Source organism: Streptococcus porcinus (assembly GCF_901542335.1).
GTDB classification, from domain to species: Bacteria; Bacillota; Bacilli; order Lactobacillales; family Streptococcaceae; genus Streptococcus; species Streptococcus porcinus_A.
In genome coordinates this window covers 1188880-1214300 of record NZ_LR594036.1, presented here as the reverse complement: position 1 = coordinate 1214300, position 25421 = coordinate 1188880, and the positions used below count along the sequence as shown (strand labels likewise).

18 protein-coding genes are annotated in these 25421 nt (G+C 34.1%); 17 read left to right on the top strand and 1 reads right to left on the bottom strand.

The genetic code is table 11. The features are described 5' to 3' along the window. The first annotated feature begins 1 nt into the window (after position 1). Positions 2-3655, top strand: a complete 3654-nt coding sequence (gene addA, locus FGK96_RS05735; protein WP_138082168.1) for a helicase-exonuclease AddAB subunit AddA — start codon at positions 2-4, stop codon at positions 3653-3655. Positions 3656-3837: 182 nt separating this feature from the next. Further along, positions 3838-4014, top strand: a complete 177-nt coding sequence (rpsU, locus tag FGK96_RS05730) for a 30S ribosomal protein S21 (RefSeq protein ID WP_000048058.1) — start codon at positions 3838-3840, stop codon at positions 4012-4014. Positions 4015-4107: 93 nt separating this feature from the next. On the opposite strand, the gene mscL is transcribed toward rpsU, so the two are convergent. After that, on the bottom strand, positions 4108-4482 hold the full coding sequence (mscL, locus tag FGK96_RS05725) for a large conductance mechanosensitive channel protein MscL (RefSeq protein ID WP_138082166.1): 375 nt from the start codon (positions 4480-4482) through the stop codon (positions 4108-4110). Between the two features lie 124 nt (positions 4483-4606). On the opposite strand from mscL, the gene dnaG reads away from it, so the two are divergent. The 15 genes from dnaG to FGK96_RS05650 all read left to right on the top strand — a co-directional run bounded on the left by dnaG (position 4607) and on the right by FGK96_RS05650 (position 25392). Then, positions 4607-6415, top strand: coding sequence for a DNA primase (gene dnaG, locus FGK96_RS05720; protein WP_138082164.1), 1809 nt, complete (start codon positions 4607-4609; stop codon positions 6413-6415). 8 nt (positions 6416-6423) lie between these two features. Then, complete coding sequence (rpoD, locus tag FGK96_RS05715) at positions 6424-7533, top strand: RNA polymerase sigma factor RpoD (protein ID WP_138082162.1); 1110 nt, start codon at positions 6424-6426, stop codon at positions 7531-7533. 232 nt (positions 7534-7765) lie between these two features. Beyond that, complete coding sequence (locus tag FGK96_RS05710; RefSeq protein ID WP_138082160.1) at positions 7766-8104, top strand: metal-sulfur cluster assembly factor; 339 nt, start codon at positions 7766-7768, stop codon at positions 8102-8104. A 105-nt stretch (positions 8105-8209) separates the two neighbouring features. Then, a complete protein-coding gene (rfbD, locus tag FGK96_RS05705; RefSeq protein WP_138082158.1) occupies positions 8210-9064 on the top strand; it encodes a dTDP-4-dehydrorhamnose reductase in 855 nt (284 codons plus the stop codon). A 117-nt stretch (positions 9065-9181) separates the two neighbouring features. Continuing rightward, the gene (cps2T, locus tag FGK96_RS05700; protein WP_138082156.1) at positions 9182-10336 is read left to right on the top strand and encodes a beta 1-4 rhamnosyltransferase Cps2T; all 1155 of its coding nucleotides are present in this window, start codon (positions 9182-9184) and stop codon (positions 10334-10336) included. Continuing rightward, positions 10326-11258 carry a glycosyltransferase family 2 protein gene (locus FGK96_RS05695; RefSeq protein WP_138082154.1) on the top strand — a complete coding sequence of 311 codons (933 nt, stop codon included), beginning with the start codon at positions 10326-10328 and terminating at the stop codon, positions 11256-11258. Before cps2T ends, FGK96_RS05695 begins: the two co-directional genes overlap by 11 nt. Before the next feature lie 2 nt (positions 11259-11260). Further along, complete coding sequence (locus tag FGK96_RS05690) at positions 11261-12064, top strand: ABC transporter permease (protein WP_138082152.1); 804 nt, start codon at positions 11261-11263, stop codon at positions 12062-12064. After that, positions 12064-13284 (top strand): ABC transporter ATP-binding protein, encoded by a 1221-nt coding sequence (locus tag FGK96_RS05685; protein ID WP_138082150.1) that lies wholly within the window; start codon positions 12064-12066, stop codon positions 13282-13284. The genes FGK96_RS05690 and FGK96_RS05685 overlap by 1 nt, the downstream gene beginning before the upstream one ends. Before the next feature lie 13 nt (positions 13285-13297). Beyond that, entirely contained in the window at positions 13298-15079 is a 1782-nt protein-coding gene (locus tag FGK96_RS05680) for a glycosyltransferase (RefSeq protein WP_138082148.1), read from the top strand. Next, positions 15076-16836 carry a rhamnan synthesis F family protein gene (locus FGK96_RS05675; RefSeq protein WP_138082146.1) on the top strand — a complete coding sequence of 587 codons (1761 nt, stop codon included), beginning with the start codon at positions 15076-15078 and terminating at the stop codon, positions 16834-16836. Before FGK96_RS05680 ends, FGK96_RS05675 begins: the two co-directional genes overlap by 4 nt. Beyond that, positions 16826-19297, top strand: coding sequence for an LTA synthase family protein (locus FGK96_RS05670; protein ID WP_138082144.1), 2472 nt, complete (start codon positions 16826-16828; stop codon positions 19295-19297). The genes FGK96_RS05675 and FGK96_RS05670 overlap by 11 nt, the downstream gene beginning before the upstream one ends. Position 19298: 1 nt before the next feature. Further along, complete coding sequence (locus tag FGK96_RS05665) at positions 19299-20240, top strand: glycosyltransferase family 2 protein (protein WP_138082142.1); 942 nt, start codon at positions 19299-19301, stop codon at positions 20238-20240. Next, on the top strand, positions 20237-22276 hold the full coding sequence (locus FGK96_RS05660; protein ID WP_138082140.1) for a DUF7657 domain-containing protein: 2040 nt from the start codon (positions 20237-20239) through the stop codon (positions 22274-22276). The genes FGK96_RS05665 and FGK96_RS05660 overlap by 4 nt, the downstream gene beginning before the upstream one ends. Before the next feature lie 12 nt (positions 22277-22288). Continuing rightward, a complete protein-coding gene (locus FGK96_RS05655; protein ID WP_232045800.1) occupies positions 22289-22729 on the top strand; it encodes a GtrA family protein in 441 nt (146 codons plus the stop codon). A 353-nt stretch (positions 22730-23082) separates the two neighbouring features. Further along, positions 23083-25392, top strand: coding sequence for a GBS Bsp-like repeat-containing protein (locus FGK96_RS05650; protein WP_232045799.1), 2310 nt, complete (start codon positions 23083-23085; stop codon positions 25390-25392). Positions 25393-25421: the final 29 nt, after the last annotated feature.

The following is a 25421-nucleotide window of genomic DNA, read 5'->3' as shown; positions in this document are numbered from 1 at the left end:
TATGATCTTTCCAGAATTTTTAAGTGATAAGGAAATAAAGGAACTGCAAAAAAGGGAGGCTGGATCTGACAAGGTACAAAAACGAACCCCTGAGCAAATTGAAGCAATCTATTGTAATGGACAGAATGTTTTGGTTTCTGCATCAGCTGGTTCAGGAAAAACTTTTGTTATGGTTGAACGGATTATTGACAAAGTGTTGCGTGGCATTGCAATAGATAAGATGTTTATCTCGACCTTTACAGTTAAAGCAGCTACTGAACTGAAAGAACGCTTAGAAAAGAGACTCTTAGCCTTAATCAAAGAGAGTAGTGATTCCGAATGGAAAGCTTATTTAAATCAGCAATTACAAGTAATTCCTCAAGCAGACATTGGGACAATGGATGCCTTTACCCAGAGGCTCTTGTCCGAATATAGCTACACATTAGGGATATCGCCGAAGTTTCGAATTATGCAGGACAAGTCGGAACAAGATATCCTCAAAAACAGGATTTATGAATCGATTTTTGCTAAATATATGGATTCAGAAGAGGCTGTGACCTTTATGAAAACAGTCAAAAATTTCTCCGGAAACCGAAAAGATTCTAAAGGATTTCGAGCAATTGTCTATAAGATTTATGACTTTAGCCAATCAACTGAAGATCCTTTGGAATGGTTAGAGAATACTTTTCTAAGAGCTAGTGAGGCCTACACCGGTTTTGATAGTTTGCCAGATGCTGATATAGAAGCTTTGCTCCAAAGCATGAAGAGGACAGCAGAGAGTCTGCGTGATTTGACAGAATTAGAAGATTATGGACAACTGACAAAAGCAGGAAAACCTAGTGCCAAATACCAAAAGCATCTGCAGATGATCGAATTATTGCAAGAATGGTCGCTTCACTTTGAGACCTATTATGGGAAAGAACAGATTAGTCAATTAGCTAGAGACATTTTGGCACTTTTACCGAGTGGTGACACTGTGACGGTCAATAAGCGAAAATATAGTATTTTTAAAGACTTACAAACACGTTTAAAAGATGTGAAGCATTTAGAAACCATTTTTACTTTTCAACCAGAAACTTTGCCGTTATTAAACAGTTTACAAGCTTTTGTCATTGATTTTAGCAGAGCCTATCTAAAAGCGAAAATAGACGAGAATGCTTTTGAATTTTCTGATATTGCTCATTTTGCGATTGCTATATTGGAAAATAACCCTGAGATTCAGGCTTCTTATCAGAATAAATACCATGAAATAATGGTTGATGAGTATCAAGATAATAATCATATTCAAGAGAAGCTTTTAGAATTATTGTCAAACGGTCATAATCGTTTTATGGTAGGAGATATTAAACAGTCAATCTACCGTTTTAGACAAGCAGATCCACTTATTTTTAATCAAAAGTTCAAAGATTATCAAGAAAACTTGGAAAATGGCAAATTGATTCTATTGAAAGAAAATTTTCGAAGTCAATCAGAAGTCTTGAACGTTACTAATGCAATATTTTCTCATTTAATGGATGAAGAGGTTGGTGATATCCTTTATGATGCTAGTCATCGGTTATTGCCTGGTAGTTCTCTTCAACGAGAAAGTTTTCCAGAAAACAGATGTCAATTCTTAATCTATGATACAGACAGTCAAGATCAGAGTCAGCATTCAGATTCTACTGAGACGCTTAGTGACAATCAACTCTCACCTGGTGAGGTAAAAATTGTTGCTAAAGAAATTATTCGTCTTCATAATGAAGAACAAGTAGCTTTTTCGGATATCACCCTACTAGTTTCTTCACGGACAAGAAATGATAATATCCTGAGAACTTTTAATCATTTGGGGATTCCATTAGTGTCTGATGGTGGACTATATAACTATCTGCAATCGGTAGAAATAATGGTCATGCTAGATACCTTAAGGACTATCAATAATCCACTGAATGACTATGCCTTAGTCGCCTTACTTAAATCACCAATGTTTGCCTTTGATGAAGATCAGCTAGCTAGAGTAGCCTTACAGGAGTCTAGGCAAGATAAGGTGGAAAGCTTCTATGAAAAAATTCAAAATGCTTTATCTAAGCAAGGTCTTTATCCAGATTTAGTAACTAATGAGTTACAAGATAGCCTAATAAGATTTGATAAGACTTTAAATCATTGGCGCCTTTTTGCTAAAAACAATAGTTTGTATGATTTAATTTGGAAAATTTATAATGACCGTTTCTACTTTGATTATGTGGCTAGCAGCCCCAAAGCAGAACAAGCGCAAGCTAATTTATATGCTCTGGCATTAAGAGCTAGTCAATTTGAAAAAACAGGCTACAGAGGCCTATCACGCTTTATCACGATGATTGATAAAATCTTAGAGACTGAAAATGATCTAGCTGATGTTGATATTGTTCAGGCCAAGGATGCAGTCAATTTAATGACGATTCACAAATCTAAAGGATTAGAGTTCAAATATGTATTTATTTTAAACTGTGATAAAAAGTTTAGTTTTAAGGATTTGTATGCACCAGCTATTCTTGATCGTCATCAGGGGATAGGTATTAAATACTTAGCTGATTTTAAAACCCTTTTGGATGCAGAGCAATTATCAAGTTTAAAGGTAAGTTTAGAAACGCTTCCTTATCAGATTAATAAAAAATCTTTGAAGCGAGCTACGCTTTCAGAGCAGATGCGCCTACTTTATGTTGCTATGACTAGGGCTGAAAAGAAATTATACTTGATTGGCAAGGGAAGTCAAGAGAAGTTAGGTGACAAGTACGATGGGCAAAGAGAAGGAAACCATTTGCCTAGGACAGTGCGTGAAAATCTCCAAAGCTTCCAAGATTGGTTTTTAGCTATTCGAGAAAGCTTTACACAAGAAGAACTTTATTTTGACCTCCGTTTTGAAAGTGATAGTGATTTAAGTGATGATGCTATTGGACAATTAGCCGTCAAAGAGGTTTTGAACTCTGATAATTTGGCACATAATAGGCAGTCTGATCATATTGCGCGTGCTTTAGACATGTTAGAAAAAGTTAATCAGTTAAACCAGACCTATCATGCGGCTATTCATTTACCAACGGTTCAGACACCGAGTCAGATTAAAGATTTTTATCAACCAATTATGGACTCTGAAGGAGTTGCTATTATAGAAAAAAGCCGACCTTTAACTCAATCTTCGTTTGTATTGCCAGATTTTAGTGAAAATCCTCCTATTGATGCTAGTCAAATTGGTGCTAGCTTACATGAGTTGATGCAAAAAATTCAGGTTTCCGAGAGAGTGACGCAAGAAAGTGTTCAAAGGGCTTTGACCTTGGTTAATGCTACCGAGGCTCTAAAAGCTAAGCTAAATCTTAATAAGGTTATTCAGTTTTTCAATCAGACTGCTCTTGGACAACTCATTTGTAATCATTACCAGAAGCTACACCGTGAAGCCCCATTTGCTATGCTCAAAAAAGACATCCTTAGTCAAGAAAAGTTTGTGGTGCGTGGAATTATTGATGGTTACTTACTTTTTGATGATAAAATCATTCTTTTTGATTATAAGACCGATAAATATCACCAAGCAAGTGATCTACAGAAAAAATATGCCGGTCAAATAGCCTTATATGCAGAAGCTTTGTCACAAGCTTATAATATAGACACCGTCGAAAAGTATCTTGTTTTGCTAGGAGGAGAAAACTTAGAAGTGGTTTCGGTTTCGTAAGTCTTCCATTGCAAGCCGTCTTTTAAAGTCCAAAGGATTTCTTAAAGGGAGTTTATACTGAGTAAATTAAATGTAAGAAAAAGTATTATTGTTAGGAATAAATTTTATTGACAATTTCTCAAAAGTCATGTAATATGTTAAAGAACGTGTAAATGTTACAATATCTTGAGGAGGTGAAACATATGTCAAAAACAGTAGTACGTAAAAACGAATCATTGGATGATGCTCTTCGTCGTTTCAAACGTTCTGTTACTAAAGCTGGAACTCTTCAAGAATCACGTAAACGTGAATTCTACGAAAAACCTTCTGTAAAACGTAAACGCAAATCAGAAGCAGCTCGCAAACGTAAAAAATTCTAAATTTAGATAAAAAAACAACCTTCTGTTGGAAGGTTGTTTTTGACTTTAATAGGGTATCAAAAAAGAAGTTGGAAACCAACTCCTTAAGGATTATTATTTGCTTGCAAGTAAGTCGCGAATTTGAACGAGGAGTTCTTCTTGAGTAGGGCCAGCAATAACTTCTTCCTCTTCTTTTTTTCTGAAGGACATTGCCTTGTTAGCAGCTTTAACAACGAAGAACAAGGTTGTACCAACGATTAAGAAGTTGATAACAGCGGCAATGAAACTTCCATATTTAACACCGTTCCATGCAAGTTCTGCAATGTTTGATACACCAGCAGCCTTAAGAACAGGATTCAAGATTAATGGTGTGATGACATCAGCCACTAATGAATCAATGATTGCTTTAAAAGCAGCACCAATAACAACAGCAACAGCTAGGTCTAAGACATTGCCTTTAAATAAAAATTCTTTTAATTCTTTAATCATGAGAATTCCCCTTTTTTTAATAACTTAATCATATCACAGTTTTCATATAAAAGACAGCAATTGTGTTCAATTTTAAAAATTTACAAACAAGCTGGTAGATGGTATAATAAAATGTAAAAATACAATGGGTTTTTTCTGGGGAGGTGACAGTTTGGCTATAGACAAAGAAAAGATTTCCCAGATTAAAAATGCTGTCAATATTGTTGATGTCATTGGTGAAGTTGTCAGTCTTTCTCGTTCGGGGAGACATTATCTGGGACTATGTCCTTTTCATAAAGAAAAGACACCGTCCTTTAATGTTATTGAGGATCGACAATTCTTTCATTGCTTTGGCTGTGGTCGCTCAGGCGATGTTTTTAAATTTATTGAAGAATATCGGCAAGTTCCTTTTTTAGAGAGTGTTAGCATTCTTGCTGAAAAGAGTGGTATCGTTTTAGATGTTCCCAAGCCTCAAAGTCAGTCGCCTAAAAAGAAAACTCATCAAGAACTTATTGATTTACATCAAGATGCTCAGAAGTTTTATCAAGCTGTTCTAAAAACCACAAAAATAGGCCAAGAAGCTCGAAACTATTTATATCAGCGTGGTTTAGATGATAATCTGATTGAGCATTTTAATATTGGACTAGCCCCAGCTGAACCAGACTACCTTTATCAGGCACTTTCCAAAAAATACTCAGAAGAGACTTTAACAGCATCAGGGTTATTTAATTTATCTGAGACATCTAATACTGTATATGATGCTTTTCGTAATCGCATCATGTTTCCTTTAGCGGATGATCGCGGTCAGACTATTGCTTTTTCAGGTAGAATTTGGACTAAAGAGGATCAGGATAAAAACCTAGCTAAATATAAAAATTCACGAGCGACACTACTTTTTAATAAATCTTATGAACTTTATCATTTGGATAAGGCTAAGCCGGTTATTGCCAAAAAACATGAAGTTTTTTTGATGGAAGGATTTATGGATGTCATCGCAGCCTATAAAGCGGGTTGTGAAAATGCTATTGCTTCAATGGGGACAGCGTTAACTCAGGAGCATATTAACCATTTAAAACCACTAACCAACAAAGTGATTTTAACTTATGATGGTGATGATGCTGGTCAAAATGCTATTGCTAAATCCATAGACTTATTGTCTGCTTTCCAAGTTGAAATTGTTCTTATCCCGAACAAGATGGATCCAGACGAATTTGTCCAAAAGTATTCAGCAGAAGAACTAGCTAATCTATTAGAAAACTCAAGAATTAGTGACGTTGAATTTTTTATTAGGTATTTAAAGCCAGAAAATACAGATAATTTACAAGCTCAAATCGCTTATGTGGAAGAGATTGCTCGGATTATTGCTCAAGCCCCTTCAATAACAGCTCAAAATTTATACATTAACAAAGTGGCTGATAGTTTACCGGACTTTGACTACTTGCAGGTGGAACAGACAGTCAATACTTACCGGGTTCAAGATCGACAAAGACGTCAAGTACAGATAGCTCCATCAGAAACGCCTATTATGACTTTGCCGGTTACTAAAAACGTTACGGCTTTGGTGAGAACAGAAAATCAACTTTTACACCGTTTAATTCATCATGAGTATTTACTTAATGAGTTTAGACTAAAGGACGATTTCTATTTTGACACACCAGCTCTACAGGAATTATTTCTTGTTTTAAAGGCAAATGGAGAGGTCAGTCCAATTGACTTGGCCAATCTATCAGAAGACGTTAACCAAGCTTATTATCGTGTTTTAGAAGAACATTTACCTGAGGAAGTGACTGAAAGTGAAATTACTGATATTTTAACAAAGCGTGACAAATTACTGAGGGAAAGAGATATCCATAGGCAAGGTAAACAAGTACGAGAATCCAGTAATAATGGAGATCACCAACTAGCCTTAGAAGTTTTAGAAAATCTAATTGCACAGAAAAGGAAAATGGAATAGAGGAAAATATGACTAAAAAAAACGAAATAACAACTTTTAATGTTCAAGTTGCCGAATTCATTCGTAACCATAAAAAAGAAGGTACTGCTGTTGATGATGAGGTGACAGAAAAACTTGTTATTCCTTTTGTGTTGGACGCTGACCAAATTGATGATTTATTAGAACGTCTAACAGATGGTGGTATTTCAATTACGGATAAAGAGGGAAACCCGTCAACAAAATATATTGTCGAAGAACCAAAACCAGAAGAATTAACAGATGAGCAGTTGATTGGTAGTAATTCAGCTAAAGTCAATGATCCAGTACGAATGTATCTGAAAGAAATTGGGGTCGTTCCACTTTTAACAAGTGAAGAAGAAAAAGAACTAGCGATTGCTGTTGCTGAAGGTGATGTAGATGCTAAACAGCGTTTAGCGGAGGCAAACTTACGTTTAGTTGTATCAATTGCTAAACGTTATGTGGGACGTGGTATGCAATTCCTTGATTTAATTCAAGAAGGCAACATGGGACTAATGAAGGCCGTAGATAAATTTGATTATTCTAAAGGTTTTAAATTTTCAACTTATGCAACTTGGTGGATTCGTCAAGCTATTACGCGTGCTATTGCAGACCAAGCTCGTACTATTCGTATTCCAGTTCATATGGTTGAAACAATTAATAAGTTAGTTCGTGAACAAAGAAATCTCCTGCAAGAATTAGGTCAAGATCCTACACCAGAACAGATTGCAGAACGGATGGAGATGACGCCAGATAAAGTGCGTGAAATTCTTAAAATTGCTCAAGAACCGGTCTCTTTGGAAACACCAATCGGAGAAGAAGACGATAGTCATTTAGGTGATTTTATCGAAGATGAAGTGATTGAAAACCCAGTCGATTATACAACACGTGTCGTTCTTCGTGAGCAATTAGATGAAGTTTTAGATACATTAACAGACCGCGAAGAAAATGTTTTACGCTTACGTTTTGGTTTAGATGATGGTAAAATGCGCACGCTTGAAGATGTAGGTAAAGTCTTCAACGTGACGCGTGAGCGTATTCGCCAAATCGAAGCGAAAGCTTTACGAAAACTTCGTCATCCAAGCAGAAGCAAACAATTAAGAGATTTTATAGAGGATTAAAGCATTCCAGCGAAGGATTTTAAGGCTAGGTTTAAGATAAAAAAAGTCTGTGCCCGGTTGATGTTTAAAATAAAAAATTAAAAAATATAAGCGGAAACTCTTAACAATGAGTTAGTAATTGGAGCTGAGTTTCAGAGAACAAGCAGTAAATAAGATACTTTACATGTTTCTAAGATTTAGCTTCGTTCTCCTAGAGTTAAATAATCAGAATAATGAGGATAAAGGGAACTGCATGTCAGAAAACCAAAAATACAGTGAAGAGGAAATTACAAAAATTAAAGATCGCATCCTTGAGGCTTTAGAAATGGTAATTGACCCAGAATTAGGAATTGATATTGTTAACCTAGGTCTGATTTATGAGATTCGTTTTTCAGATTCTGGTCATACAGAAATTGATATGACTTTAACAACTATGGGCTGTCCTTTAGCAGATTTATTAACTGATCAAATTTATGATGTCTTGAGAGAGGTTCCAGAAGTCACTAGTTCGGAAGTGAAATTGGTTTGGTATCCAGCATGGACTGTAGAGAAAATGAGTCGCTATGCGAGAATTGCTTTGGGCATTCGTTAACATAATGGTAAAGAGATGAAATATTCTCTTTTTTAGTGTAGAATAATGAAGAAATAGTTAATTATTCTCAGAATATCTAATTAATAATTCTTTAAAGGAGAAGTTATGATTTTAATCACAGGAAGTAATGGCCAGCTTGGGACAGAGTTACGATATTTACTTGATGAACGTAATGAAGAATATGTAGCTGTTGATGTTGCAGAGATGGATATTACTAATGAAGATATGGTAGACCAAGTTTTCGCACAAGTAAAACCTACTTTAGTCTATCATTGTGCGGCTTATACAGCAGTAGATGCGGCTGAAGATGAAGGGAAAGCTTTGAATCAAGCTATCAATGTTGATGGGACAGAAAATATTGCCAAAGCTTGTCAAAAGTATGATGCTACCTTGGTGTATATCTCTACCGATTATGTTTTTGATGGAACAAAAACAGTTGGACAAGAATGGTTTGAAACAGATATTCCTGACCCACAAACAGAGTATGGTCGCACCAAGCGACTAGGGGAAGAAGCTGTTGAAAAATATACTAAGAAATATTATATTATTAGGACGGCTTGGGTTTTTGGTAATTATGGCAAGAATTTTGTCTTTACTATGCAAAATTTAGCAAAAACACACTCTAAGCTGACTGTTGTTAACGATCAATTCGGTCGACCAACTTGGACAAGAACTTTAGCGGAATTCATGTGTCATTTGGCAGAAAATAATAAAGCATTTGGCTATTATCACCTTTCAAATGACTCGAAAGAAGATACAAGTTGGTATGATTTTGCTAAAGAAATTTTAAAAGATACAGATGTTGAAGTAGTTCCAGTTGACTCATCAGCTTTTCCAGCCAAAGCAAAACGTCCACTCAATTCAACGATGAATTTAGATAAGGCTAAAGCAACAGGATTTGTAATCCCTATGTGGCAAGATGCTTTACAAGAATTTTATAAACAGGATACAAAAAAATAGGTGATATAAGAAGCTCTGTCCTTGTGGTGGGGCTTTTCCTGTTGGTAAAATGTCGCAAACAGACTATAAATATGCTATAATTGTTAAATGATTATAATTTAGAATGGGGCATTGTGGATGCAGGATGTATTTATTATTGGTAGCCGAGGATTGCCAGCAAAATATGGTGGCTTTGAAACCTTTGTTGAGGAATTAGTCAGCCGTCAAAAAAGTGGAGCTATTCGCTATCATGTTGCCTGCTTAAGTGATTCAAAACATAAGGAACACTTTGAGTTCAGAGGTGCGGATTGCTTTTACATTAATCCTCCTCAAATTGGCCCAGCCAGGGTGATTGCTTACGATATGATGGCACTCAATTATGCTCTGAGTTACTGCGAAAAAAATCCTATTAAAAATCCTATTTTTTATATTTTAGGGAATACAATAGGTGCTTTTATTGGTCTATTTGTCCCCAAAATAAAGAAATGTAAGGGTCAATTTTTCATTAATCCAGATGGATTAGAATGGAAGCGTAGCAAATGGTCTAAGCCGGTTCAATGGTATCTAAAGTATTCAGAAAAACAAATGACAAAGAAAGCTCATTTGGTGATTTCTGATAATTTAGGGATTGAAAACTATATCAAAGAATCTTACCCGTGGGCAAAAACACAATTTATTGCTTATGGAACGGACACGGAACCTTCAGATCTACATTTTGAAGATGATCGTGTACGAGACTACTTTAATAAGGCCAATATCAATGAACAAAATTACTATTTAGTGGTTGGTCGCTTTGTTCCGGAAAATAATTATGAGATTATTATCAAAGAATTTATGGCTTCAAAAACTAAGCGTGATTTGGTTGTGATTTGTAATCATGAAGGAAGTTCATTCTTTGAGACATTAAAAAATAAAACACAGTTAGAACAAGATGAGCGGATTAAGTTTCTAGGCACTTTGTATGACCGTCAGTTATTAACCTATATCCGTGAAAATGCTTTTGCTTATATTCATGGACATGAAGTTGGGGGCACAAATCCCGGTCTCTTAGAAGCTCTTGCGCATACCAAGTTGAATTTGGTTTTAGGTGTTAATTTTAATAAATCTGTGGCAAAAACTGGTGCTTTATATTGGACTAAAGACCAAAATGTTTTAGCTCAGTTAATTGAGAGTGTAGATGGTCGCCACAACTATGATGATTTAGGTCAAGAAGCTAGAAGTATTATTCAAAGAGAATACACATGGGACAAAATTGTAGGAGAATATGAGGCTTTATTTTTAAATGAAAATTAATATCTTAATGTCAACCTATAATGGGGAACAATTTCTAGCAGAACAGATTGAAAGTATTCGAAATCAAACTATCCAAGAGTGGCGTTTACTAATCAGAGATGATGGTTCATCAGATAGAACACCAGAGATTATTGAGGAATATGTCGCAAAGGATAGTCGAATTCACTTCATTAATGCTGAAAATCGAGAAAATTACGGCGTTATCAAGAATTTTTTTACCCTGCTAAAGTACGAAAAAGCAGATTACTATTTTTTTAGTGACCAAGATGATATTTGGCTACCTGATAAAATGGCCATTCAACTTGAGGAAGCTAAGAAATACGATACTGACACCCCTTTGTTAGTCTATACAGATCTCAAAGTTGTTAACAGTCATTTAGAAACCATGTATGACAGTATGATTTCTTACCAGTCTAATCATGCTAATACCAGCCTCTTGGAAGAACTAACTGAGAATACTGTTACAGGAGGAACGACACTAATCAATCATGCCTTAGCAAGTTATTGGGCAGATCCGTCTGATCTTCTCATGCATGATTGGTTTCTTGCTTTAATTGCGGCTTCAATGGGTAATTTGGTTTACCTTGACAGTGTAACTGAATTATATCGACAACATGAAGCTAATGTTCTTGGTGCTAGAACTTGGTCTAAGAGGATGAAAACGTGGTTAAAACCTCAGTTATTACTTAAAAAATATTGGTGGTTAATTGAATCCAGTCAGAAACAAGCTGAAAAATTGTTAGAATTACCAATTGGTCAAAAAGAAAGAAAACAAGTTAGCCATTTTGTTACTATATTGGAGCAACCTATTATTACAAGAATAGCTCATCTAAAAAAGTATGGGTATAAAAAGAACAGAGCCTTTCATACTTTCGTATTTAGGACATTAATTATTACGAAGTTAGGCTATAGGAGAAAGTAAAAGTGGAATTATTTAGTAAAAAAAATCGTATTTTGTTGAGAGAATTGGTTAAAACGGATTTTAAATTGAGATACCAAGGAAGTGTTATTGGTTATTTATGGTCCATCTTAAAACCATTATTAATGTTTACCATTATGTACTTAGTGTTTATTCGCTTTTTGAGATTGGGTGGCAGTGTTCCTCATTTCGCCGTTGCACTATTATTAGCTAATGTTATCTGGTCTTTTTTTTCGGAAGCTACAGGCATGGGAATGGTCTCTATCGTGACAAGAGGTGATTTGCTTCGAAAGCTTAATTTTTCAAAACATACGATAGTTTTTTCAGCGGTCTTAGGAGCCTTAATCAACTTTTTAATTAATTTAGTAGTCGTGCTCATATTCTCTCTTATTAATGGCGTGAGCCTTTCTCCGAATGCTTACATGGCTATTCCATTATTTATCGAATTAATTATTTTAGCGGTGGGAGTTGCCTTACTATTATCAACATTATTTGTTTATTATCGTGATCTAGCGCAGGTCTGGGAAGTAATTATGCAAGCTGCAATGTATGCAACACCAATTATTTATCCAATCACCTTTGTCTCAGATAGTAACCCTTTAGCTGCGAAAATTTTGATGTTAAATCCACTAGCTCAAATTATACAAGATTTACGCTACCTTTTGATTGATAGAGCAAATGTTACCATTTGGCAAATGTCTCACAACTGGTTTTATATTGTCATTCCCTATTTAGTACCGTTTTTTGTGCTTGCATTAGGGATTATGATTTTTAACAAGAATGCTAAAAAATTCGCGGAGATTATTTAATGACTGAAAAAGATATTGCAGTAAAAGTAGAACATGTTAGTAAATCATTTAAATTACCAACAGAAGCAACAAAAAGTTTCAGAACGACTTTAGTCAATCGTTTTAAGGGAATTAAAGGATTTACAGAACAAAAAGTACTAAGAGACATCAATTTTGAAGTTAATAAAGGAGACTTTTTTGGAATTGTTGGTCGAAATGGATCTGGTAAGTCTACACTTTTAAAGATTATTTCTCAAATCTATCTTCCAGAAAAAGGACAAGTGACAGTTGAAGGGAAGATGGTTTCCTTTATTGAACTTGGTGTTGGCTTTAATCCAGAGTTAACTGGTCGTGATAATGTGTATATGAATGGTGCTATGCTAGGTTTTACAACTGAGGAAGTTGATGCCATGTATGATGACATCGTTAATTTTGCAGAACTTCATGATTTCATGAATCAAAAATTGAAAAATTATTCTAGTGGCATGCAGGTCCGTCTGGCTTTTTCAGTTGCTATCAAAGCACAGGGAGACGTCCTTATTTTAGATGAAGTTTTAGCGGTAGGAGATGAGGCATTTCAGCGTAAATGTAACGATTATTTCATGGAGCGCAAAGAAAGTGGGAAAACGACTATCCTAGTTACTCATGATATGGGAGCAGTGAAGAAATATTGCAACCGTGCTGTGCTTATTGAAAATGGTTTAGTTAAAGCCTATGGCGAGCCAGATGAGGTAGCTAATCAGTACAGTTTTGATAATGCCATTGTTTCTGAAAATCTGGATTCTGATGAAGAAGGAAATGAAAGAATTGAAAATGAGCCTAAGAAAAGTAGTTTAATTAGTGATTTTTCTGCAACATTATTAACCTCTCCACAGATCAGTCCTGAAGATGATATTACAATTGAATTTAGCTACAATGTTCTCAAAGATTTAAATAGTCATATTGCTCTTTCTTTTATTGATATTGATACTAATTTTGGGCTGTATAATGATAATTCAATGGAATTACATACTAGTGGAACTGGTAAAAAAGTTGTAACAGTGACTTGTAAAATGCCTTATCTTAACCATGCTAAGATGAAGTTAGCAGCGACGGTCAGAGATGAAGAAAAACACCCATTAGCTTTCCTACCTGTAAATGAGGTTCCTCTTATTTTACTTGACCGTAAGGTTGATATTAAGAATGAATCAGAGTGGGATGCAAACACAGGAATTCTAAAAAGAAATAGTTATTGGAAATAAAATTGGTGGTGGTATGAAAAAAATACTTTTTGTTTCTCCAACAGGTACTTTAGATAATGGTGCAGAAATTGCGATAACTAATTTAATGGTGTTTCTTTCTGAAAACAATGTCAAAGTTTATAATGTGATTCCTAAGACAGAGCACTCCACTTCGGATAAGTATTATCAGAAAATGAATCAACATAATATTAAACTCTATCCCTTGGAGTTTAAAAATTGGTGGTGGGAGTCATCCCCAGGAGTTAAACTAGGTCATGAAGAAGAGCGTGCAGTTTATTACCAGCAGTACATTTATGAGATTAGAAAAATCATTTCTGATGAAGAAATTGACATTGTCATCTCCAATACTGTTAATGTTTTTCAAGGTGCAGTAGCAGCAATGTGTGAAAAAGTTAAACATTACTGGCTTATTCACGAATTTCCACTTGAAGAATTTAAGTATTATAAAGATTTTATTCCATTTATTGAAAATGTTTCGGATAAGGTTTTTGCTGTCCAAGGAAAACTAACAGAATATCTCAGGCCTTACTTCACTAATCCAGAAAAATTGTCTTCCTTTGTGCCTTTTGCAGATCTTCAAACAAATCTACCTTTAAAAAATGGTAGTAAAAATCGTATTATTTCAATCAGTAGGATTAATGAGAATAAAAATCAGATTGAACTTTTGGAAGCTTATGCTCAATGGCCAAAGCCAAGACCAGATTTAATTTTTATTGGTGATTGGGATAAAGATTATAAAGAAAAATGTGATCTTTTCATTAAAAAGCATCAGTTGACAAACGTTAAGTTTACTGGCCACCAAGGTAATCCGTGGGAAAATGTACAAGATAAAGATATTCTAGTTTTAAATTCTAAAATGGAAACTTTTGGTTTAGTCTATGTAGAAGCCTTGCTTCAAGGTATTCCAGTACTTACGTCCAATAATTATGGTTACCAATCAGTTAAAGAATATTTTGATTTTGGAATGACCTACTCCTTGGGGGATATTAATGATCTTGTGCAAAAGTTATCAGAAATGATGGAACATTATTCTAATTATCAAAAAGAAGCTAGAGCGCATATTGAGGTTGTCTCAGAAAAATACACTATTGAAAAGTGTTATCAATCTATTTTTGCTGCCATTTCTGATCAAGAATTGGTGCCAGCAGAAAACTCCACTTGGATGCTTCCATTAGTGCCTTTATTAGGTGCTTTTAAACCCCAGAATGTGTCTTCACCAGCAAATAAAGATAAAATTACTATTTATTATCGCACTAATGATGAGCCATGGAGTGAGGAGCGCACACTTTCATTCAAATTGAAAGAAAATGATAAATTTATTTTTTCTGTACCTGATACAACGGTTATGATTCGAATTGATATGTCAGAAATACCTAGTTATTATGATATTGTTGAACTTACTCATTTGGGAACAAAAACGCAACTACTACCACATAGACTGACAGGATATGAAAGTGGTGGTTCTTATTATTTTGATCACTCAGACCCACAATTGGAATACAATATTTCATTTTATCATCAGAAAACCTTTCATTTAAGTTACCAGCTCTCTAATCTCGAAAATTCCTTTTCCGAGTCTTTTCTACCCCATAAACTTGTCAAAAAGATAGCTAGTTTAGAAGCAAAACAAAAGGATATGGTCTTAGTTGAAATAGAAAATAATAGCTTAAAAGAACGGAACCAAGTCATTCAAAAACAGTTAGAAGAGATGGTGTACAGATATAATTCTGTTACCCATTCAAGACGTTGGACAATTCCAACAAAAATTATTGATTTCTTAAGGAGAAATAAATGAAGCGTCTACTTTTGTATGTGCATTTTAATAAATACAATAGAGTAAGTTCTCATGTTTTATACCAACTCAATAAGATGCGACCTTTATTTTCTGAGCTCATCTTTCTCAGCAACAGTGAGGTGCCCGATTCTATCAAATCGGAACTAGAGAACACAGGATTAGTAGATAGGGTAATTCAGAGGAAGAATCAGGGATTTGATTTTGCAGCCTGGCGTGATGGAATGGCTTCGATTGACTTTGACAATTTAGGCAGTTTTGATAATGTGACTATAATGAATGACACTTGTTTTGGTCCTATTTGGGATATTAAGAGTTATTTTTTACAGTTTGAGAATGATAACCAGGTAGATTTTTGGGGACTAACAAATAATCGTAAGACCAAAAAATTTCCAGAACATATTCAAAGCTATTTTATTTCTTTCAAAAAAGCGATTTTGTCAAATGCGGTCTTTTTAAATTTTTGGAAGCATATTAAAGATTTCACTGATGTCCAGGATGTTATTAAACATTATGAGACACAGGTAACAACAACTCTTTTGAAAGAAGGTTTTATATATAAGACGGTCTTTGATACCACTCAAGCAGATGCTAGCGGTATGTTGCACCCAGATTTTTCTTATTACAACCCTACGGCAATATTGAAAGAAAAAGTGCCTTTTCTGAAAGTGAAGGCGATAGATGCCAATCAACACATTGCTCCATATTTGTTACAATATATCAAGGAAGAGACTGACTATCCCGTAGACTTAATTGTCAATCACATGTCTGAAGTAAATTTTCCAGATTCTCCTTATCTGCTATCTCAGAAATACATTAGTTCTAACGATTATGAGTTATCTAATCTAGAGAAGCATAAAATAGCCATCCACTTACATGTGTTTTATGTGGACTTGTTAGAAGAATTTTTACATGCTTTCCAAAGTTTTAGCTTCTCTTTTGACCTTTATATCACAACTGATAAATATGATAAAGAATTAGAAATTAAGCATATTTTGGGTAAAAATAACATGAAAGCAGTGACCTTTGTTACTGGTAACCGTGGCCGTGATATACTTCCGATGTTAAAATTAAAAAATGAGCTGGCAAATTATGACTATATTGGGCATTTCCATACGAAAAAATCTAAAGAAGCAGATTTTTGGGCGGGTGAATCATGGCGTCGTGAATTGATAGAAATGTTAATTAAACCAGCTGACTCAATCATCAATCAGTTTGAGGATGAGTCAGTAGGGATTGTAATTGCTGACATCCCTTCATTCTTCAGATTTAATAAAATTGTCACACCGCTAAATGAACATCTAATTGCTCCTGAAATGAACGTGTTATGGCAAAGAATGAACTTAAAGAAGGCTATCGATTTCCGTCAATTCGATACTTTTGTTATGAGTTATGGAACCTTTGTTTGGTTCAAATATAATGCCCTTAAGCCTTTGTTTGATTTAGATATAAGAGATGAAGATATTCCAAATGAACCTCTTCCACAAAATTCAATTCTACATGCGATGGAAAGATTGTTAATTTATATTGCCTGGGATCAGCATTTTGATTTTAGAATTGCTAAAAATATTAGACCACTAACACCTTTTTTAGATAATAAACTATTCAACGATAGTGCTAACAGTCTGCCAAATACCTATGTCGATTTTACATATATGGGTGGTATAAAAGGAGCTCTCAAATATATTTTTATAGGACCAGCAAGAGCAGTCGCTTATATTATTAGAAGGATGGTACGTAAGTTAAGAAATGATCACTAAGTTAAAAGCAATGAATTGGATGCCCTTTTTGCATACCATATTGCTCTTTATAGCTGCTTTTTATATCAATTTTTATTCTTTAAATAAACAAGTTATGATGGAGCTACCTGGGGTAGCAAATCCTTTTAGAGCTCTGTTATCTTTTGGTACAAAAGCAGCCTTTATGTCGTTGCTAATCTTCATTGTTTATGTTAGCTTAAATATTAATTTGAAATTTTTAAAAAAAGTTTCCTTGTCCTATCTTGTTTATATTGTGACTAATTATTTTATTATCATTACTCAAAATTTGAATAATAAAGATTTTAGAGCAACGAGTTTCTTAAGATATGATTTTTTTCAGGTTGACTTCCTAAAAATGCTATTACTACTAATCGTGCCAGGAATGATTGTAGGTATACTTGTAGGGCACTTTGATAGAATGAAACCTTTTGTGAGGCTTTTTGATGATTTTAAAAATGAAAACCTGCTAGTAGGCTTATTGATTGCTATTGCTTTTTTTCGTACAAAGTCGTTATTAAATTTTTTAATTCAGGATGTGCCTGATTTATCAATAGATACTAATTTTTTAAACTATTTGAAGCTTGTTTCATTACAAACAGTATTATTGTCTCTATGTATCACTTGTACCATATGGACCTTATTGAGAGCATTCACGCACCTCAGAAGACTTAAACCAAGTTTCTCGCTTGCTTTTATAACTAGTCTTTCGATGGCGATTATGTTCAATTTTACATTGCAATATGGTGTTAGAACAGATGTTGATTTACTAGGTCATTTTATATTTCCGGGGGCAACCGCTTTTCAGATTTATATTTTAACTGTCATCTTTTTAGTAGTGTATGTTTTGACAAATCGTTATTTAGCGTCGACTCTTTTTCTTTCAACTCTAGGCATCATTATTTCGATTGCCAATATTATTAAAGAAAAAATGCGGAGTGAACCTTTATTAATAACGGATTTGTTATGGATTAGAGAAATAAAAACAGTTATCTCATTTGTTGATGAAAAAATAATACTTTATCTTGTTATTGCATTCATTACACCTATTGTTCTGTATTTTTTAATTAAGCATTTTGTTGATGTAACACCAATAATATTTAGGAAAAGACTTCGTTTTATAGTTTTGATTAGTTTACTAGGAGCGTTGTTTTCAACTTTTATGGTCTTTAAAAATGAGAAAGATGGTAAAATTCAAGAAAATATACCAATAATTTCAAAAGTTAATAATTCATTTAATATCGAATGGATGGGCTTTGATGCAAGTGCTAGATATAAATCAGTAGTGTATGTGTGGACAAAGCAGCTTACAAAAAAAATTATGCCTGAGCCTAAAACATATAGTAGAAGTAAATTACAAGCCATTTCAAAAAAATATAAAAAGCTAGCGGCAGAAATGAACCAAAGTCGTCCACATGCTATCACCGATCAAACAGTAATTTACATTTTAAGTGAGAGTCTAGCAAATCCTAATCGTATTAGTGGTATCACAACTTCAAGAGATTTATTGCCCAATATTGACAGTATTAAGTCAATAACAACGAGTGGTTTAATGCATTCTGATGGCTATGGTGGTGGAACTGCAAATATGGAGTTTGAGGCACTTACCGGCTTACCTTATTATAATTTTTCACCTGGTGTTTCAACGCTATATACGGAAGTCGTACCGAAACTTCAATATTTCCCCTCTCTCAGTAATTTTTATCCTCAAAAAAATAGATTTGTCATGCATCCGGCAAGTGTGAGTAATTATAATAGAGGAAACGTTTACCGGAGGCTTGGCTTTGGTAATATGATTTTTTCAGAGGGAACAAAAGAAAATTTTAATGATACAAGTAAAGTGGGTGTCAATATGAGTGATGAGGCACTTTATAATAATATTTTAGAAAAACTTGATACTAAAACAAGCCAATTCTATTCTATTATTACAATGCAGAATCATGCTCCTTGGTCAATAGGCAGTCCTACAGAAGTGACAGCTACTGGAAACAATTTTTCTGAATTAGAAAATAATAATTTAACGGAATATGCTAGACTGTTAACTTATACTGACAAATCGACAATGGACTTTTTAGATAAACTTTCCCAAATTGAAAAAGATATTACTGTGGTTTTCTACGGGGATCACTTACCGGGCTTGTATCCAGACAGTATTTTCAGAGGTCAAGAAGACATACAGTATAAAACGGATTATTTTATCTGGAGTAATCATAACAATAATCAACTCAATTATCCTCTTGTTAATTCAAGTGATTTTTCTGCTGAATTGTTAAAACATACTAATTCTAAAGTATCCCCTTATTATGCCTTATTAACAAAGGTACTTGATGAAGCTAGTGTTGATAAAACAGACTTAAATCCAGAACAAAAAGTGACAGCAGAAGACTTAAAATTGGTTCAATATGATATGACTTTAGGCAAGAATTACTTAATGAATCACGGTTTTTATAAAATAGGAGACTAAAATGACAGAAAAAATTGCAGTGCTATTACCAGCTTATAATGAAGAAGTAACTATTCAGAAAGTGATAAAAGATTTTCAATACTACTTACCTGAAGCTGACATTTATGTTTATGACAATAATTCAAAAGATAAAACTAACCAACTAGCCAGAGAAGCTGGAGCCATTGTGAGATTTGAACCACGACAAGGAAAAGGAAATGTCGTTCGTTCTATGTTTAGAGAAATTGATGCTGATTACTATATTATGATTGATGCAGATGATACTTATCCAGCTGCTGAAGTTGAGAAATTACTTGCTCCTCTAAGATCTGGTCTTGCTGATATGACTATTGGTGATCGTCTTTCAAATGGTACCTACGCTAAAGAGAATAAACGTGGGTTTCATGGATTTGGGAATAATTTAGTTAAAACCTTAATTAATAGATTGTATAAAGGAAACTATCAAGATATTATGACAGGTTATCGTGGGTTTAATCGTCTATTTGTTAAAACATTTCCTGTTTTATCTCCAGGCTTTGAAATCGAAACAGAATTGTCGATTCATTCTCTGGATAAACGTTTTAAACTTGTTGAAGTACCAATAACTTATCAAGATAGACCAGAAGGAAGCGAATCAAAATTAAATACATTTTCTGATGGCTTTAAAGTTTTAAAAATGATTTTTAATCTCTTCAAAGATTACAAGCCTTTACTGTTTTTTAGTATTGTTGCCACAATTTTATTTATCTTAGGTTTAGCAGTTGGGATTCCTGTGATTAGTGAATTTGCTAGAACTGGCCTAATTAATAAAATGCCATCAGCTATCCTAGCGACGGGTTTTATGGTCCTTGCAGCTCTTTCTTTTGTATCTGGTTTTATCCTGGACACAATTGTTAGGCAGAATAAAATGCAATATGAATTAAAAGTGTATGATTACTACGAAAGAAATAATGTAAAAAGATGATTGACGGATATCAGACTATTAAATTAGGAATTCATAAACTTATAAAGTTTCGCTATTTGATAGCCCTAGTTTGTTTATTTATTGGAGTTTTTTTTCAGCTTCATGGAAGTTCACTTTCAAATTGGAATAATTTTGGGGTTAGTGAAACTATTGCTAATAGCAGGCAAAAAACGATTAATCAATTTTCTGCGGTTAATAATAAGGATACTGTAGATATCCCAACAGAACTAAAAAATTGGGTGTCCTTAACGCCAAGAGAAGATGGTACTCTAATTGGAGTACCTCGGATGATTAGAACCGATGAATGGATGGTGCAAACACCGTATTTTATTTCCCAAGCGAATACTGGCAACCATATTATAAATACACATTACGGTTTATCGGGCCAAAATATGATTCTAGCTTATAATGCTCCCGTAAAAGATTTGTCTATTATCGGAAAACCGGCTAATTGGGGATTTATATTTTTAGGATCTGCTTATGGTCTATCTTGGTACTGGTGTTTCAAGATAATATTTATGATTCTATTAGCTTTTGAGTTTTCAATGATTATTACAAAGAAGAATCTCTTTGTTTCGATCATTGGTAGTTTATGGATTACTTTTACACCAGCGACACAATGGTGGTTTATGCAGCATCTTGGAGATGTTGTGTTTAACTCACTTGCTATAATGGTATTCATCTATCATTATTTTAAATCGTCAAGACTTTACCAAAAAATAGCATTCGCTGGATTACTAGTAGTGTCTATTGTTGGATTTGTCTTAATTATCTATCCTGCTTTTCAAGTTCCTTTTGCTTATCTTATCCTCTTCTTTTTCAGTGTAGTTTTTGTCAAAGCACTGAAACGAAAAGAAGTGCGAAAAAGTGATTATCTGATAATGATAGTCTCCTTGTTGGTTTCATTCTCTATTATTGGATATAGTTTGTTGGAGAGTAAAGAGGCCATAAAACTTGTGTTAAACACAGTCTATCCAGGTCATCGTGTTTCAATAGGGGGTGACTTATCTTGGAAACGTATTTCTGATATTTTTAACACGTTAATTTTACCTTTTAAAATACCATCCATAGGAAATCAAGTAGAAGCTGCTAGCTCTATTAATTTTCTTTTCATCATTATCTTTTTGTTACCAATTACTATAAGGAAGGAAGACCTAGGAAAAAATAGTTTTCAGCTTCTATCTCTTTTTTATTCACTCTTTTTAGCATTTTATGCTGTAGTTGGTATACCAGAAATTTTTGCAAAGTTAAGTTTATTTTCTTATGTTACCTCAGGTCGTGCTTGGCAGTCTCTTGCTGTCATTAGCGTCTTCGTTTCAATTTGGTATATTTCCTACATATGGAATCAAGTTTATCAATCAATTAGTAAATTAAAAAAAATATTCTTAACTGTTATATCTATCTTAGGAATAGGCTTGATAACCTATATCACTATAAAAAATAGTGATTATCAAGGTTATATTGGCACTAAGTATATTTTAGCTATTAGTTTGTTCTTATTATTAGCATTAGTTTCGATACTCTATAAGAAAAGGTTGTTTTTGTCGCTTACCCTTTTACCTCTCATTGTTGGAAGTGGTATGACAGTTAATCCAACTGTCAAAGGGCTAACAAGTATTGAATCCAAAAAATTAACAATTAAACTAAAAGAGATGATTAAAAAAGATCCAGATGCAAATTGGATCAGTGAAGGGAGCCTTTATAATTACCCACAAATGTTTGGTGCACATACACTTAATAGTGTTAGATTTTATCCTGATAAAAAGTTGATGGAGAAAATTGATCCTAGCAGGGCTAGTGAAAATGCTTGGAATCGGTATGCTCATATGCAAGTTTTTTTGACTTCCAGTAAGACAAGAATGGAGGCTCCTGTGCCAGATGTTTTGAACCTTCAGTTAAATGTAAATGAAGTTGATCGACTAAAAGTTCGTTATTTACTAACTCAGAGAAATCTTGAAGAAGATTTTGGCAAAAAAATGGTAAAAGTTTATGGCCCTGATTTGGACGGAAATAGAATCTATAGATATAAAAAGTAAAAGGAGTCCTATTTGAAAAAAGAATATCTCAAAAAAATTATATATTCTGAAGCTTTTAAATATTTATTCTTTGGTGTTTTAGCGACAGTCGTCTATATGTTATCAAGGTTTTTGGTATTTTCAATAATTACAGAAGCAACTATATCCGCATTTATTGCAAATGCGGTTGCTATTCTGTTTGCCTTTATTACAAATGATATTTTTGTCTTTAATCAGGTGACTAAGGGGCGTACTGGTCGTTTTTTCAAGTTTGTTATTGCGCGTCTTTTTACTTTATTACTAGATGTGTTCTTAGCTTACCTCTTAGTTGAGAAATTTCCTTTCATCATTGGACAATTTGTTAGTCATGATATTTCTTTAATTAATATTATCGAAACCATTATTGGACAAGTTATCGTTATTGCTTCAAATTATGTTATTAGTAAACTTTTTATTTTTAAAGATGGGAAATAAGGTAATTGATGCCGAAATTCATAAATCAAAACAAATCTCTTTTTGAGGTTTGTTTTTAATTTTCTAAGGTCATGTATTTCACTTTAAGAAGTTAGCACAAAATCTATCTGGATTGATCTCAAAATGCTTTTTAACTATCTGTATCTTTAGCTTTAAATTTTTAGAGCACTAATGAGAACTAGTCTTACTCTTAAAGTTTATTCTTCTTTTTTATTGAATTTTCAAGCATTATTTTCTGATTTCTAGGATAGACTATCAACAATTTTACTTTTATGATTATCCTATTTGATATAACCAATGGCAAATGTTATAATTGTTGAAAAATTAAAAAATAAAGGCTAGGTCTCGATCTGATGGTTAAAAAAACACCACTATTGTTAATTGCTCCTCTTGTTCTGGGAGCTTTTTGGAGTCAACAAACAGCTAAAGCCTCCGAAACGGCAGTAACTGATCAAAATGTGTCCTCGAATGTAGTGACAGTTAGTTCAGAAACAGTGAAAACGAATGACCTCCCTTCAGCGCCTTCGTCTTCCTCGACAGAATCAACTATAATTAGTTCATCTGTCGCTATTTCTAAGGCATCAGTGACTTCAAAAGCTACAGATTCGAGTGTTACTCCGGTGAAACCTGATTCTGCCACAAGTCACATAGATGCAATTAGTCAAAGGTTACCTGAACCGACAGTTGCGACTAAGTTTACAGTAGCTAAGTCTGAGAAAGAGATCTCGCAAGCCCAAACTTTAAGTAAGCAGGATAAGATTGTTAACTCACCAACTCCACAAGCAGAACAAACAGATTTGCAAATAAAGAATGGGCAACGTCTTTCAATTTTAAAGGCAGCCCAAGTGGTTCAACCTGTTAAGGCAGTGGTAGATGATAAAGGAATTAATATTCAATATCAGGCCACGATTCCTGAAAATACAAGCATACTCTATGCTGTTTGGGGAGATCAACAAGGTCAAAATGACTTGGTTTGGTATCAAGCTTCAGCGACTGGCGCGGCTTATGTAGATTTTGCCCGCCATAAGGAATATGGCAAGTATCATATACATACCTATTCTAAAAGGAATGGAATGATGCTTGGAGTTAGCACCTTAGAGGTCTCGCTTTTAACTCCTCAAATCAGCAGTAAGGTAATTCAAAATGATAGTAATTCTTTTACTATTACTGTTTCAAACGTTCCTTCGACTATTACAGGAGTTTCTATTCCAGTTTGGACGGATAAAAATGGACAAGATGACTTAAAATGGTATCAAGCAAGCCAAACATCTGCAGGAGTCTATCAAGTGCTCGTTGATATTGCAAATCACAATAATGAGAAAGGTCTCTATAATATTCATATTTATGGAAACAGTACGATTACAGGGGGGCAGATTGGTTTAGCAACAAGAACATATAGTAACGTTGAGTCTAAACCGAATGCAAAAGTTTATGTGATAGATTATGCAGAAAACAAAACACGTTTTACAGTGAATGTAGTTGGCTCATCGTCTACAAAAACATTGACAGATGTGCAAATTGCTGTTTGGTCTGAAGGTAATGGGCAAGATGATTTAGTTTGGTATAAACCAGTAATTAGCAACAATATGGCAGTCCAAGTAATTGATATTGCAAATCATAGTAATACCTCTGATAATTATATTGTGCATGTTTATACTAATTATAGTGATGGAACCCGTAATGGTCTTTCTTTGGGGGCTTATAAGATTAGCAAACAAATGGTGGATATAAAAGATCCCGCTGTTTCAGTTGTCAATTATCAAGCCTCTAAAGGGATGCTTGATGTGTTAGTTACCCAGGGAACAAAAGCAATCAAAACGATTCGTGTTGCTGCTTGGTCTGAAGCTGACCAATCTAATTTACACTGGTATGTTACCTCATCACTTATCAACAATCAGGCTAAGGTTTTAGTAAATCAAATTTATCATAAATTGTTAGAAGGAAATTATACTATCCATACTTACATTGATTTCGCTGACAATACCTCAACAGGTTTTAATTTAGGTCAGTACTATTTTGCCAAACCTATAGGTTTATCTGCTTCACAAGGTAATTATGCTGTGATTAACAAGATAATTTACCTTGATGCAGGACATGGTGGTTATGATTCTGGAGCAGCTTACTTTAACCAATATGAGAAAACCTTGAATTTACAGATGCAAAATAGGATCAAGGCTAAGCTAGAAGCAGCTGGATATAAGGTTATAACTACTCGCACAAGTGATACATATGTCGATTTGATTCCACGGTCGGAAAATGCCAATACCTCATTATCTGATATTTTTGTCAGTCTCCATTTTAATGCCTCAACAAGCCCTTATGCTAATGGAATTGAATCCTACTATTATGAATATTATCCAGAGTATCCCTCAGCAATTAATGAATTGTATCATGATGATTCCGAACGTTTGAGCAGAAGTGCCTTCTTAGCGCAAGCAATTCAGTCAGCTGCAGTGAGGAATACTGCTGCTAAAGATAATGGAGTTTTGAGAAATACCTTTGCGGTGTTAAGAGAAACGACGGCCCCAGCTGTGCTATTAGAATTGGGTTATATGTCTAATGAAACCGAGTTCGGAAAGATTACAACAGCAGCTTATCAAGAAAAATTAGCTAATGGTGTTGTTAGTGGTATTCTGTCATACTATAAACACTATTCACTCTAAAAAATGGCTCAAAAATCTTACTCAGCTTA

Coding starts and splice junctions, on each gene's coding strand:
- FGK96_RS05685 (WP_138082150.1), top strand. CDS start 12,064: ATGACTGAAAAAGATATTGCAGTAAAAGTAGAACATGTTAGTAAATCA.
- FGK96_RS05680 (WP_138082148.1), top strand. CDS start 13,298: ATGAAAAAAATACTTTTTGTTTCTCCAACAGGTACTTTAGATAATGGT.
- rpsU (WP_000048058.1), top strand. CDS start 3,838: ATGTCAAAAACAGTAGTACGTAAAAACGAATCATTGGATGATGCTCTT.
- FGK96_RS05695 (WP_138082154.1), top strand. CDS start 10,326: ATGAAAATTAATATCTTAATGTCAACCTATAATGGGGAACAATTTCTA.
- FGK96_RS05660 (WP_138082140.1), top strand. CDS start 20,237: ATGATTGACGGATATCAGACTATTAAATTAGGAATTCATAAACTTATA.
- FGK96_RS05670 (WP_138082144.1), top strand. CDS start 16,826: ATGATCACTAAGTTAAAAGCAATGAATTGGATGCCCTTTTTGCATACC.
- FGK96_RS05650 (WP_232045799.1), top strand. CDS start 23,083: ATGGTTAAAAAAACACCACTATTGTTAATTGCTCCTCTTGTTCTGGGA.
- FGK96_RS05675 (WP_138082146.1), top strand. CDS start 15,076: ATGAAGCGTCTACTTTTGTATGTGCATTTTAATAAATACAATAGAGTA.
- rfbD (WP_138082158.1), top strand. CDS start 8,210: ATGATTTTAATCACAGGAAGTAATGGCCAGCTTGGGACAGAGTTACGA.
- cps2T (WP_138082156.1), top strand. CDS start 9,182: ATGCAGGATGTATTTATTATTGGTAGCCGAGGATTGCCAGCAAAATAT.
- dnaG (WP_138082164.1), top strand. CDS start 4,607: ATGGGTTTTTTCTGGGGAGGTGACAGTTTGGCTATAGACAAAGAAAAG.
- mscL (WP_138082166.1), bottom strand. CDS start 4,482: ATGATTAAAGAATTAAAAGAATTTTTATTTAAAGGCAATGTCTTAGAC.
- FGK96_RS05710 (WP_138082160.1), top strand. CDS start 7,766: ATGTCAGAAAACCAAAAATACAGTGAAGAGGAAATTACAAAAATTAAA.
- FGK96_RS05665 (WP_138082142.1), top strand. CDS start 19,299: ATGACAGAAAAAATTGCAGTGCTATTACCAGCTTATAATGAAGAAGTA.
- rpoD (WP_138082162.1), top strand. CDS start 6,424: ATGACTAAAAAAAACGAAATAACAACTTTTAATGTTCAAGTTGCCGAA.
- addA (WP_138082168.1), top strand. CDS start 2: ATGATCTTTCCAGAATTTTTAAGTGATAAGGAAATAAAGGAACTGCAA.